Source organism: Rhodospirillaceae bacterium (assembly GCA_016712715.1).
GTDB lineage: Bacteria > Pseudomonadota > Alphaproteobacteria > Dongiales > Dongiaceae > Dongia.
Genome location: JADJQM010000001.1, coordinates 919,774 through 932,945 on the forward strand (window position 1 = coordinate 919,774; position 13,172 = coordinate 932,945).

At 60.8% G+C, this 13,172-nt stretch carries 12 protein-coding genes; 1 reads left to right on the forward strand and 11 read right to left on the reverse strand.

What is annotated here, in order from left to right; translation table 11 throughout:
* Positions 1-103: 103 nt before the first annotated feature.
* The 3 genes from IPK59_04655 to IPK59_04665 all read right to left on the reverse strand — a co-directional run bounded on the left by IPK59_04655 (position 104) and on the right by IPK59_04665 (position 4,560).
* Positions 104-1,486, reverse strand: a complete 1,383-nt coding sequence (locus tag IPK59_04655; protein MBK8158088.1) for a cysteine--tRNA ligase — start codon at positions 1,484-1,486, stop codon at positions 104-106.
* A 27-nt stretch (positions 1,487-1,513) separates the two neighbouring features.
* A complete protein-coding gene (locus tag IPK59_04660; GenBank protein ID MBK8158089.1) occupies positions 1,514-2,836 on the reverse strand; it encodes a glutamate--tRNA ligase in 1,323 nt (440 codons plus the stop codon).
* 65 nt (positions 2,837-2,901) lie between these two features.
* Positions 2,902-4,560, reverse strand: a complete 1,659-nt coding sequence (locus IPK59_04665; protein ID MBK8158090.1) for an NAD+ synthase — start codon at positions 4,558-4,560, stop codon at positions 2,902-2,904.
* Between the two features lie 127 nt (positions 4,561-4,687).
* On the opposite strand from IPK59_04665, the gene IPK59_04670 reads away from it, so the two are divergent.
* A complete protein-coding gene (locus tag IPK59_04670; GenBank protein ID MBK8158091.1) occupies positions 4,688-4,990 on the forward strand; it encodes a hypothetical protein in 303 nt (100 codons plus the stop codon).
* A gap of 3 nt (positions 4,991-4,993) precedes the next feature.
* Here the strand turns inward: IPK59_04670 and IPK59_04675 are convergent, their stop codons facing one another.
* The 8 genes from IPK59_04675 to IPK59_04710 all read right to left on the reverse strand — a co-directional run bounded on the left by IPK59_04675 (position 4,994) and on the right by IPK59_04710 (position 13,171).
* Positions 4,994-6,115: a nicotinate phosphoribosyltransferase gene (locus tag IPK59_04675; protein ID MBK8158092.1), complete on the reverse strand. Its 1,122-nt coding sequence runs from the start codon at positions 6,113-6,115 to the stop codon at positions 4,994-4,996.
* A gap of 25 nt (positions 6,116-6,140) precedes the next feature.
* Positions 6,141-7,520 (reverse strand): 3-deoxy-7-phosphoheptulonate synthase class II, encoded by a 1,380-nt coding sequence (locus IPK59_04680; GenBank protein MBK8158093.1) that lies wholly within the window; start codon positions 7,518-7,520, stop codon positions 6,141-6,143.
* Positions 7,521-7,680: 160 nt separating this feature from the next.
* Positions 7,681-8,259 carry a hypothetical protein gene (locus IPK59_04685; protein MBK8158094.1) on the reverse strand — a complete coding sequence of 193 codons (579 nt, stop codon included), beginning with the start codon at positions 8,257-8,259 and terminating at the stop codon, positions 7,681-7,683.
* 95 nt (positions 8,260-8,354) lie between these two features.
* Entirely contained in the window at positions 8,355-8,804 is a 450-nt protein-coding gene (locus tag IPK59_04690) for an excinuclease ATPase subunit (GenBank protein ID MBK8158095.1), read from the reverse strand.
* Positions 8,805-8,892: 88 nt separating this feature from the next.
* A complete protein-coding gene (gor, locus tag IPK59_04695; GenBank protein MBK8158096.1) occupies positions 8,893-10,242 on the reverse strand; it encodes a glutathione-disulfide reductase in 1,350 nt (449 codons plus the stop codon).
* Positions 10,243-10,300: 58 nt separating this feature from the next.
* Positions 10,301-10,774, reverse strand: coding sequence for a hypothetical protein (locus tag IPK59_04700; protein ID MBK8158097.1), 474 nt, complete (start codon positions 10,772-10,774; stop codon positions 10,301-10,303).
* Between the two features lie 95 nt (positions 10,775-10,869).
* Entirely contained in the window at positions 10,870-11,937 is a 1,068-nt protein-coding gene (locus IPK59_04705; GenBank protein ID MBK8158098.1) for an ABC transporter ATP-binding protein, read from the reverse strand.
* A 79-nt stretch (positions 11,938-12,016) separates the two neighbouring features.
* Positions 12,017-13,171 carry an extracellular solute-binding protein gene (locus IPK59_04710; protein MBK8158099.1) on the reverse strand — a complete coding sequence of 385 codons (1,155 nt, stop codon included), beginning with the start codon at positions 13,169-13,171 and terminating at the stop codon, positions 12,017-12,019.
* Position 13,172: the final 1 nt, after the last annotated feature.

Consider the following 13,172-nt stretch of genomic DNA (forward strand, 5'->3'; position numbering starts at 1 on the left):
GTCCCCAGGACATCATCCGCCCAAATCCTCGACCGGACAAGATGGTGGTCAGGGTAGCGGCAAATCTTAATAATTTGGTCTGCCGCTACCCCAGTTTGGGTGACTAGCTGCGCTTCCAGGTTGTGCCGGTAGGACCGTCCTCCAGCAGAATGCCTTCGGCAGCCAGGGCGTCTCGGATCCGGTCGGCCTCGGCGAAGTCCTTGGCCTTCCGGGCGGCAATCCGGGCTGCGATCTGTTCTTCGATCTCAGCTGCGCTGCGCCCCGCCCCGCTGTCATTCTGCTGTAACCAGGCCATCGGGTCCTGGTTGAGGATGCCCAGCAAGCCGGCCGCCCCCAGAATGGCGGCCTTGGCGGCGGCCTTCTTGGCGGGCGTCGTGGCCTTGTTGAGCTCCGTCACCAGTTCATGGACCTGGCTCACCGCCCAGGGCGTGTTGAGATCATCGGCAATCGCCGCCAGGACCTGATCGGTCGGCTGCGGCTCCACTTCGATATCGCTGACCTTGGCCAGGGCGCCATAGAAACGATCCAGCTGGATCTTGGCTTCCTGGATGCCGTCGCGGGTGATGTCGATCGGCTGCCGGTAATGAGCCGACAGCAGGGCAAGGCGGATCGCTTCACCGCGAAAGCCTTCATCCAGCAATTGGTGGACCGTGAAGAAGTTGCCGAGCGATTTCGACATCTTTTGCCCGTTCACCTGAACGAAGCCGTTGTGCAGCCAGAACTTGGCCATGACTTCCGAGCCGTGGGCGCAGCGGCTTTGCGCAATCTCGTTCTCATGATGTGGAAAGATGAGGTCGATACCGCCGGCATGAATATCAAACACTTCGCCCAGCAACTCGCCCGCCATGGCCGAGCATTCGATATGCCAGCCCGGCCGGCCGCGCCCCCAGGGGCTGTCCCACCCAGGTTGGTTGGCCTCGGACGGCTTCCACAGCACGAAGTCAGCCGGGTGCTTCTTGTAGGGCGCCACTTCAACCCGAGCACCGGCGATCATGTCGTCAAGGCTGCGGCCCGACAGTCCGCCGTAATCCGACATCGACGGCACGTTGAACAGCACATGCCCTTCGGCCGCATAGGCATGGCCCTTGGAAATGAGCTGTTCGATCAACGTCACCATCTGCGGCACGAATTCGGTCGCCCGCGGCTCGCGGCTAGGCGGCATGGCACCCACTGCAGCCATGTCCTGGTGGTACCAGCCAGTCGTGCGCGTCGTGACGCTCTCGATGCTCTCGCCGTTTTTCTCGGCGGCGGCCATGATCTTGTCGTCGATGTCCGTGATGTTGCGGACATAGGTCACATGGTCCGCACCATACACATGACGCAGCAGCCGAAAGAGCACGTCGAAGCAGACCACCGGGCGCGCATTGCCGATATGGGCGTAATCCGAGACCGTCGGGCCGCAGACATACATGCGGACATTGTCGGGATCGATCGGCGTGAAGACCTGCTTCTCGCGCTTAAGCGTATTGTAGAGATGAATCGTCATGTCATTTTCTTCCTCAACTGCGCGCGCTCAGGCATTCTCGCCACGCAGGCGGCGCAGGGTTTTTTCGCGACCGATCAGCGGGAGCAACAGGCGCATTTCCGGGCCATGCTCCAATCCCGTCAGCGCCTGGCGCAGCGGCATGAACAGATCCTTGCCTTTGCGCCCAGTGGCTGCCTTCACTGCTTCGGTCCATGTCTTCCAGCTGCCCTCGTCCCAGGGCTCAGGCGGCAGAACATCGACAGCTGTTGCCGCAAAAGTGGGATCGGCGATGTGCGGCGTGATACTGCCCCTGCAGATGCGTTGCCATTCCCCAATCTCCTCGATCTTTTCTACGTTGGCACGCGCTACGTCCCACAAGGCTGCATCGACATCGGTCAAGCCGACGCCGGCGAGATGCGCCTTGGCCTCCGCAAATGGCAGGTGGTGCAGCAGCTTCGCATTCAGATGCAGCAGTTCGGCCGGATCGAAGCGCGGGCTCGACTTGCCGAACTTGCCAAGATCGTGGGACGTCACCAGGTCTTCAAGATGCGGCACCACGACCAGCGGTACGCCGGTGCCGATATGGGCAAGATAGGTGTTGAGCGCCATCGGCTCCAGACCCTGCGCGCGCAGATCTGCAATGGACAATGCCCCTAAACGCTTCGAGAGCCCCTCGCCGGCAGCATCCACGAGCAGCGGCAGATGTGCAAAGCTCGGCGCGGTGTCGCCAAGAGCTTCGAATATCTGGATCTGGGTGCCGGTGTTCGTCACGTGGTCAGCGCCGCGGATGATATGCGTCATGGCAAGATCGATATCGTCCACGACCGAGGTAAATGTGTAGAGATAGCTGCCGTCGGCTCGGATCAGCACCGGGTCCGACTGGCTGGCGGTATCGATATGTTCAGGACCCCGCACGAGATCTACCCACTGGACCTGGCGATGATCGAGCTTGAAGCGCCAGTAGGGGCGTTTGCCCTCGGCTTCCAGCTTGGCGCGATCCTCCTCGGTAAGCTTAAGCGCACCACGGTCATAGACCCGGTGGATTTTGCGCTTCAGCGCGAGTTCCTCAGCACTTTCGTAGCAGGGGTAGAGCCGTCCGCTGGCCTTGAGGCGCGCCGCCGCCGCGTCATAGGCGGGAATCCGGTCGACCTGGCGGGCGAAGCTGTCCCAGGTCAGGCCCAGCCAGGTGAGGTCCGCCTCGATCCCGGCGGCGAATTCAGGCGTCGAACGCTCAACATCGGTATCGTCAAGGCGCAGGAGGAAGCTGCCGTTGCGCTGGTGCGCAAACAGCCAATTATGCAGGGCAATATAGATATTGCCGACATGCAGCCGGCCCGTGGGGCTGGGTGCGAAGCGAACGCGAACCGACATCAGAACACTCGATTTCCATCAGTTTTGCCTATCCCCCAAACTTCCCCCCTAAATGGGGCGCTGGCCTATTGGGGCCGGAAGCCGTTGGTGATCGGATAACGCCGGTCCTTACCAAAGGCGCGCCGCGAGATCTTGACCCCCGGGGGAGCCTGGCGGCGCTTGTATTCGGCCAGATCCAGCATCCGCCAGACCCGCAGGACCGTGGCCCTGTCATAGCCTTTGGCGACGATCTGGTCCACGGCCATCTCCTGCTCCACCAGACAGGTCAGAATGCCGTCCAGCACGTCATAGGGCGGCAATGTGTCCTGATCGGTCTGGTCCGGCTTCAGCTCCGCCGAGGGGGGTTTCGTGATGACCCGGTCGGGCATGACCGGTCCCAGCGGTCCCAGGGCGCCATCCGGGCGGTGCTGGTTGCGCCAGCGGGAGAGCGCAAAAACCGTCACCTTGTAAATGTCCTTCAGGACTGAATAACCACCACACATATCGCCGTAAAGTGTCGCATAACCCACCGACATTTCAGACTTGTTGCCGGTGGTCAGCAGCATATGGCCGAGCTTGTTGGACATGGCCATCAAGGTCATGCCGCGGGCGCGGCTCTGAATGTTTTCCTCGGTCGTGTCCTTCTGCGTCCCGGCGAAAATGTCGCGCAGCATCGTGTCGAAGGCTTGCATCGCCGGTTCGATCGAAACGATGTCATAGCGAATGCCAAGCAGTTTCGCGCAAGCGGCGGCATCGTCCAGGCTGTCCTGACTGGTGTAGGGCGACGGCATCATGACGGCGCGCACCCGGTCAGCACCCAATGCATCGACCGCGACGGCCACCGACAAGGCGGAATCGATACCACCCGAGAGGCCCAGCAGGATGCCAGGAAAGCGGTTCTTCTCGACATAGTCCTTGAGGCCCAGGACCATCGCCCGGTAGATCGATTCCATGGAATCGAGGGTCGGCGCGATGTTGGCCGGCAGGCACAGCCAGCCAGCATTGCCGCGCTGCCATTCCGTCACGACCACCTTCTCCTCGAAGGACGGCAAGCGGGCGCGCATCTGCCGGCCGCGATCCAACACGAAGGAATCGCCGTCGAAGACCAGTTCGTCCTGGCCACCCACCTGGTTCACATAGACGATCGGCAAATCCGTCTCGTCCTGGCGCGACCCGGCGATATCGAGCCGCTGTTCCGGCTTGTCATGATCATAGGGGCTGCCATTGGGTACCAGCAGCAGATCCGCGCCGTGTTGCTTGAGATGCCCGGCGGTGGCCGGAAACCACAGATCCTCGCAGATCATCAGGCCGAGGCGCACGCCGTTGAAATCGACCGGCTCGGGCAAGGGACCGGGCACGAAGACGCGCTTTTCGTCGAACACGCCGTAATTCGGCAGATCGTATTTGAACCGCTTGGCAAGAATCTGGCCGTCGCCCAGCAGGAAGGCGCCGTTATAGAGCTTGCCCTCTTCCATCCAGGGAGAGCCGACGATGATCGCCGGTCCACCCTCCGCCGTTTCCTTGGCCAGCGTTTCGACACCCTGCCGGCAGGCGTCCTGGAACGCCGGTTTCAGCACCAGATCCTCGGGCGGATAGCCCGAGACAACCAGTTCCGGCGCCAGCACCAGGTCGGCCCCATTGGCGGCCGCCTCGGCGCGCGCCTGGCGGATACGGGTCACATTGCCGGCAACATCGCCGAGCTTGGGGTTGATCTGTGCTAGGGCAATTTTGATTTTATCAGTCATGATGGGAACTTAACTGCCGTCCGGATGATGTCAATTGCCCAGCACACAAGGCCGGCATGCGGCGGGTTTTGGGCCCGGTTTTGCTTATGCTAGGCTGCAACCGGGTGGCGGCTGAGAGGAGAGTATGATGCAGAAGTCTTTGATGACACTGGCCGCAATGGCGCTGGCCCTGGCGGCGGCGACGCCAGCCCTGGCGCAAAGTGCCGAGATCCTGACACCCACGCCGGTAATCGAACCGGCCGGCAACCGCTATATCCTGATGGTGCTCGACCAAGGGTCGCGCGACCTCACCAAGGGCCGTACCAAGGTCAACATGCTGCTCGATACCAAGACCGGCAAGACCTGGATCCTGGAATTCGGCGTGAAGCAGAACAGCAATGAGAACGGCTATGTCTGGTCTGAAGTACCGTTCAACCAGGCGCCGAAGTAAGGCCTATTTCCGGAACAGGAACTCGCGGCCGACCTTCACGCGCTTGACGCCGTTGTATTCGATGATATCGGCGGTGGCGTAGGTCTCGGTCCAGCGCTGCGGCAGGAACGACCCCGTCCCCACCACATCGATCGGCGCCTGCGCTTCAGCCATCACCTTGCACTTGGCCGGATCAAAACCAGAGGACGCCACGATCTTCACCTTTTGGAAGCCCTCGCGGTTGAGGGCGTCTCGCAGATGCCAGATGGCGGCCGCCGAAACACCGGCACCGACCAGATGACGGAGTTCGCTCTCGCTGCGATAGCCGCGGATGACCTTCGGCACATGGCGATCCATCACGGCATAGGATGCCGGCGGATCGAGGCCTTCGATAAATCGGCTGCCCGGCGTATCGATGCGAACCGACAATTGCCCCAGCGAGGCCATCGCGGCGAAACGCCTGGCAACCGTGAGCGCATCCGTCACTTCACGGCCAAAATAATCGACCAGCACGGTCATCGGCTCGTCGGGAAACGTTTCGTGGAACATCTCCGCCGCACGCAATGTCGACCCAGCGTAGCCGATGAGGGCGTGAGGCATGGTGCCTAGCGCCTTCTCGCGGCCGAAATAGTGGGCGGTTGCTTGGGTCGCATTGCCGATGAAGCCGGTCGCCTTGACCTTGCGGCCAGCGCGGGCCGAACCCACCGACGCGGCATAGGCCATCATCTCTGCCATTTCCAGCCCGGCGCAGTGCCGCGCATCCATGGCGAGGAAGGCGATATTCGGAAGATCGGCGCACATGGTGAAGGCATTGAACGCCGCCACACAAGCTGGACCCAGTTTCATCAGCAGCAATGTCTCGAGATCGGCAAGATGCACGAAGGAGCCGGTGACATACATGATCGGCTCACCAGCGCCGACCCACCTGCCCTCTTCGTACTGGACGTCGATTTCGAACTCGGTGCCCCGCTCGATGGCCATCTGCTGCAGCCAAGCGAGCGCCAGGCGCGGCGCCGAAATCACGGGACGGCGCATGAAGATCGCATAGGTGACCTTGACGTCGCCAAACTTGGCGACCGTCGCCTTGGTCTTCAGGAAATACTGGTCGGACCAGTCGGCAACCTGGTCGGAAGCCGGGCCGCTCACCGGCCCGGCATCCTTCCCGTTGGCGTTACGAGGCTTCGGCGATGCGTTGTCCACCGGCGCGCTCCGCTTTCAATTGCTCGGCTATCAAGAAGGCGAGTTCCAACGCCTGGGTGGCGTTGAGACGCGGATCGCAATGGGTATGGTAACGGTCAGCGAGGGCTTCCTCGGTCACCGCCTTGGCGCCACCGGTGCATTCGGTCACATCCTGGCCGGTCATCTCGAAATGAACGCCGCCGGCATGGGTGCCTTCGGCCCGGTGCACGTCGAAGAAGCCGCGCACTTCGCCGAGGATCCGGTCGAACGGACGCGTCTTGTAGCCGGTCGAGGATTTGATCGTGTTGCCATGCATCGGATCGCAGGACCAGACCACCTTGCCGCCATGGCGCTTCACGGCGCGCACCAGCGGCGGCAGCTTGGCTTCGACCTTGTCATGAGCCATACGCGCGATGAGCGTCAGGCGGCCCGGGATGTTCTGCGGGTTGAGGATATCGATCAACCGCAGCAATTCATCGGGATCCATCGACGGACCGCATTTGAGGCCGATCGGATTCTGGATGCCGCGCATGAACTCGACATGAGCCCCGTCCGGCTGACGCGTGCGGTCGCCGATCCACAGCATATGGGCCGAACAGCCATACCACTTGCCGGTCAAGCTGTCGGTACGGGTCAAGGTCTGCTCGAAGTTGAGCAGCAAGGCCTCATGGCTGGTGAAGAATTCGGTCTCGCGGATCTGCGGAACGGTCTCGGAGGTGAGGCCGCAGGCGGCCATGAAATCGAGCGTCTCGGACAGGCGATCGGCCAGTTCCTTGTAGCGATGGCCCAAGGGGCTGTCGGCCACGAAATCGAGGTTCCAGCGATGCACCTTATGGAGATCGGCAAAACCGCCCTGTGCGAAAGCGCGCAGCAGATTGAGCGTCGCCGCCGACTGGTTATAGGCCTGCAGCAAGCGTTCCGGATCCGGGATACGCGCCGCCGCCGTGAATTCGATGCCGTTGATGTTGTCACCGCGATAGCTCGGCAGCTCAACACCGTCGATCATTTCGGTGGGTGCCGAGCGCGGCTTGGCGAACTGGCCGGCCATGCGACCGATCTTCACGATCGGCATCGCGGCGCCATAGGTCAGCACCACCGCCATCTGCAGCAGCACACGGAAGGTGTCGCGGATGTTGTTGGCCGAAAATTCGGCAAAGCTCTCGGCGCAATCGCCGCCCTGCAGCAGGAAGGCTTTGCCTTCCGCCACCGCACCCAGCGCTTCGGTGAGGCGCCGCGCCTCGCCGGCAAAGACGAGCGGCGGATAGGTGCGCAGGCGATCCTCGACCGAGGCCAGCTTGGCGGCATCGGGATATTGCGGAACCTGGGAGATCGGCTTGTCGCGCCAGCTCTCCGGCGACCATTTCGTGCTCATCATATGCCTCGACTTAAGCGCCCGCGGGACTGTCCCGCTATGGATAACAGGGGCATTGTATATATGATTTATGCGACCTTCATGCAAACTATGGCGCAATCCATCACAAGCCATTGTATTATATATAGAAACTGCAATCCGGAGCACTGATGCTGGCGTCTCAAAGACCTTGGCCGCCTTCCACTCGCCCGATGTCTGGATCGCCGAGGCGAACAACCAATTCACCCAGATAATCTACCCGCAGCGGCACATATTGCCAGTTGCCATCCCGCACCGGATCATAGCGATGCCGTTCGCGGAGAGGAATGCGAAGGGTCGTGCTCCCAAGTGTCTCTGGCGACAAATTGCGCACGAGGCGTGAATCGGTCCCTTCACCCGTTTCAAAACCCTGATTCGAGATCCAGCTCGTCTCAAAACTGGTCTGCCCGATAAAGACGGCACTGGAGGCGTCATGCGAGATGACCAGTTCGGACCGGCTCGGCGTTACACCGATCATGGCGACGCGCACCTCAATGCGAGCAACGTGAATCTTCAGCGTCTCGCCACCGAGGAGACAAGCGGCGCCGCTTGCCTTCCGACCAATTCCGGGAACGTAAATTGGCGCTGGCTCATCGAGTGCGTATACCTCATAGGAGATGTAGACGGCCCGCGCACTGTTGCAGTTCAGCGTATCCACCTCCGCTACGGCGGGTGCCGCAGCAAGGCAGCTCAATGCGGCAACGATCCACCAGCGCAGCATGCTTGTCCCCTCTCCTGTGGAGGGCGATGCTAAGGCTTAGGTATGAGAGATTCTATCGGGGTAAACGCGACATTGACTGCTTCACGGGTTCGTGATCAAGGCGCAACCTTTACCACCTGACCCTTCAAAGCGACGCCCGCCACGATGGCGCCAGCATGACACTCATAGTGGGTGGCGCTCGAAAATGGCTTCTTCTTGTAGTAGCTGACGATGCCGACGACGGCATTGCCACCTTCCGCCAGGGCCCGCTCGCCAAGCTCCTTCAGGGCCGAGAGCATAGCCCAGGTACAGGCCTCTTCATCCTGTTTGCCGAAGGAGTTGGTTTTCCGGTTGGTGACGAACTCGCCCAGATCTTGGCCAGCGGGTGCCGACTGGCCGGCGAAGTAGAATTTCACCCCGGCTGGTACCGCCTCGGCATAGCGCGGGTCGGCCGCAACATCGGCGATTTTCAGCTCATAACGTGTGTCCCGCGCTTCGGCCGGCATTGCCTGGATAGCGGTCAAGGATAGGAGGACGGCCAGGGCGAGGCAGAATTGCAGGCGCATCAATATCTCCAATGTCGTCAGGCGACGGTGAACATTCCAATGCCATGAGGCATCGGGAAGTTCCATCGCTCTTTGTGAGACCTATGTGTCAGACCGGCGTGCGCATTGTCACGAATTCCTCCGCAGCCGTTGGATGGACGGCCATCGCTGCATCAAACTGCGCCTTCGTGGCCCCCATCTTCACCGCGATGGCGATGGCCTGGATGATCTCCGGCGCGTCCATGCCGACCATATGGGCGCCCAGCACCACTTGCGACGTCCGATCGACCACCAGTTTCATCAACGTCCGCTCGTCGCGACCTGAAACAGTGTGCTTCAGCGGCTTGAAATCCGCCTTGAAGATATCAAGCGCCCGGCCGTCCTTGCGTGCATCGGACTCGGACAGGCCGACGACACCGACGGGCGGATGGCTGAACACCGCTGAAGCTATATTGCGATGATCGACATGCCAGGTTTTACCGCCGAAGATGGAATCGGCATAAGCATGGCCCTCGCGGATGGCGACCGGCGTCAGATTGACCCGCCCGGTGCAATCGCCAACGGCGTGTATGTTGGGAACGCTGGTCTGTGACGTTTCGTCGACCGCGATCGTGCCATTGTCGTTCAGCTTGACTCCGCTCTCGACCAGGCCCATGCCGCCGGTCTTGGCGCGGCGGCCGGTCGCATACATCACGGCATCGCAATTCAGCGTCTGTCCATCAAGCAATGTCAGAGCAAGCCTGTCACCGGCCTTGTCGATGCGCGCGACATCGCTCTTGGTGCGGATATCGACGCCCTTCTTCGCCATCTCTACGGCGAGGAAATTGCGAACGTCATCGTCGAAACCGCGCAGGATCTGCTCGCCGCGATAAAGCTGTGTCACCTTGGCGCCAAGGCCATTGAAGATGCCGGCAAACTCGACCGCGATATAGCCGCCACCCACCACGACGATCTCGGCCGGCAAGGTTTGCAGATGAAACGCTTCGTTGGACGTGATCGAATGCTCGATTCCCGGCAAGTCCGGCCGCTCCGGCCAGCCGCCGACAGCGATGAGAATGTGCTTCGCGGTGACGCGCTTGCCGGCCAGTTCGACCGTGTGCGGATCGACGAGCACACCGCGCGTCTCCAGCAGGTCGACCTTCGACCCCGACAACAGCTTCTTGTAAATGCCGTTGAGCCGGTCGATCTCCTTGTCCTTGTTAGCGATCAAGGTCGGCCAGTCGAAACTCGCCGCGCCGACGGTCCAGCCGTAATTCCGCGAATCCTCGAAATCCTCATGGAAATGGGCAGCATAGGAGAGCAGCTTCTTCGGCACGCAACCGCGGATAACACAGGTCCCGCCCAGCCGGCTCTCTTCGGCAACCGCTACCTTGGCACCATGGCCGGCGGCAATCCTGGCCGCGCGCACGCCGCCGGACCCACCGCCGATGACAAATAGATCGTAATCAAATTGGGACATGGAACCGCCACTCCGTGATCATCGCAGCGGCAGAATTGCATCACATCGCCGGGTTAGGTCAATCACTGTTCGCCGTAAAGCCGGTGGCGAAATAGTGCAAGCTGTCCGCCGACCCATTCTCAATGAACTTGATGACCTTGGTGAAGGGGACAAGCACCTCCCCGTCCGCAGCAACCAGGACCGCGCTCGTGCCAAGGTATTCCGGAAAAAGGGGCATAAGCGAGGGGTTCTTAGGGAAATGATCCGCATAATTGACCCAGCGATATTCTTTTTTGCCGTTCCGCCGAATCACTTCGCCGACGTAGCAGCCGGTCGCCAGCACGGTATTTGTATAGGTCTGGTTCGGAATTTGGTCTTGTACCTCGTGGACAGCTTCGAGGTAGCGGTCGACCTCTTCCAAGGAGCTGACAGAATAGTTCATCGCAGGAACATTGATCTGGTCGCGCAAGACTATCCCGCCGTCCTCGAAGTCGCCTTCACCCAGGAACGCTGCGCAGAAAGCCGGAATCAGCGAAACAATGTCGTAGCCCATCACAGTCCCTCTCTTCGCTTACACTCTTTCGCTGCATCCTATACAGGATTTTCCCGCATTATGCAACAAAACGAGAACGGCGAAAAAAATGAGACCTAAAGGATGCGGCAATGCTCTGGGGCGATCGACAGGGATACCTGATCCCCCACCCGCCTGGCGCCATCGCGGATGGTGGCAAGCGTGGTGACCTTTTCGCCACCAGCCAGCGTCACGTCATAGCGGGCGGTCGAGCCTAGATAATCGACCGCGCTGATCGTGCCTTTCAGCACCGAGGCATGGGATGCGTCATTGCCATCGAGTTGGATCTTCTCGGCGCGCACGACGACATTCACCTTCTCGCCGGCCTGAACCGGGCGCGCAGCGTCGGCGACCGCAAGATGAGATCCGTCTGCCAGTGAGACGCTGATCCCGCCCCCCGCCACGGCGACAACAATTGCCGGCAGGAAATTCGCATTGCCAAGGAAGTTGGCGACGAATTCTGAACGCGGATGCTCGTAAACCTCGGCAGGGGCACCACGTTGTTCAATCTTGCCCTTGTTCATGACCACGACCAGATCAGACATGGCCAAGGCTTCACCCTGGTCATGAGTGACGAAGATCGCGGTGACACCGATGCGGCGCTGGATGGCCTTGATCTCGCCGCGCATCTCCTCGCGCAGATTGGCATCGAGCGCGGACAAGGGCTCGTCAAGCAGCAGCACATCCGGTTCGATCACCAAGGCCCGCGCGAGTGCGATGCGCTGCTGCTGGCCACCAGACAATTGCGTCGGAAACCTCTCCTCGACACCCGGTAGCCGCACGATATCAAGCGCACGCCTTACGCGGACGGCGATGTCCGACTTCTCGACACCGCGATATTTCAGACCGAACGCCACATTGTCGAAGATCGATTTGTGCGGAAACAGCGCATAGTTCTGGAACACCATGCCGAGATTGCGCTGGTGGATCGGCGTTTCATTGACGCGCTTTCCCTTGATCAGGATCTCACCACCGGTCGGGTGCTCAAGTCCCGCCACCATGCGCAAGGTCGTCGTCTTGCCGCAGCCCGAGGGCCCAAGAAGCGTTACAAAAGCGCCATCCGGCACATCGAGATCAATCGCATCCACGGCGATAACGCCGCCCGCAAAGTGCTTCTCAACGGCCTTCAGTTCAACAGAACTCATCTCGATCAGACCCATCCGCCAGCGAAAAGATTGGACGCCCGGCTGCCACCGTCCCAGGGCAGCCGGGCGTCACGAATGGTTACGCACCTTTTGAAATGCGGTCCCATTCCTTCTTGTAGGCATCCTGGTTGTCGAACCAATAGGACGCCTTTTCCCAGATATAGTTATCGAATTTGCCGGTGGGGTCGAAGCCCGGCAACTTCTTCACTTTCTCGGTCAGTTCCACCTTGGTGGGGTCGAGCGAAGGCGGATAGTTCTGCCCTTCGGCGATGGCAATGGCAACTGCGGGCTCGATGCAGAAATTGATCAACTGCTCGGCCGCTTCCATCGGGCTGCCCTTCAGCACCATCAGGCCCTCGATCCAGGCGAAGCCCGCCTGTGCGGTATCGATGAAGCCGATGTCATGGCCATTCTGCTGCAGGAAGGCCACACGGCCCGACCAACCATCGGACAGAATGATCTCCTCCTTCGACATGAGGTCGATGAATTCCTGCCCCGAACCCCAGTATTTCAGCACCAGGTCACGTTGCTTGCGGGTCGCCTCCCACATCGCCGCCGTGTCGGTCGCCCCCTGCGGATCCTGGCCGGTATAGAGGCTGGACATCCAGGCACGGGTCTGGAAACCGTCATAGAGACCGATCTTGCCCTTGTACTTCTCGTCCCAGAGCAGCTTGTGACCAGCCTGAGCCTCTTCGTCCGAGATGTACTTCCGGTTATAGGCGATGCCCGTCGTGCCGTAATCAAAGGGCACGGCCGCGAGCTTGCCTTCGCTTTCATTGCGGAAAGCGGCAAGCGTTGCAGGCAGCAGCTTGTCGAGGTTGGGAATATTGGCCTCGTTCACGAAGTCAGCCAGACCCATCTTGATGAAGCGGAAATAATCGTAGACGCCGCTCACCAGGAACACGTTGTATTCACCGGGCTGCGATGCCTTGACCAGCGAGATGAACTCGTCGGTATCACCGAACTCGCCCTCGACCACCTTGGTCCCGGTCTTCTCGGTGAACTGCGGGAAGGCATTGTTGTGGAATGCCTCTGAGACGATCCCGCCCCAACCATCGAAGCGGATGGACTCGACACCCGCTGCCATCGCCTTGCGCGTCAGCAGGCCCATTGGCCCGCCAGTCACGCCAACCGCAGCGGCGGTCGCACCGATGATACGCAGCAACGAACGGCGATCGATATCGCCACTTTGTACGGCTGCGAGCAGCCGCTCATAGCGCTTTTGGTCCGTCAAC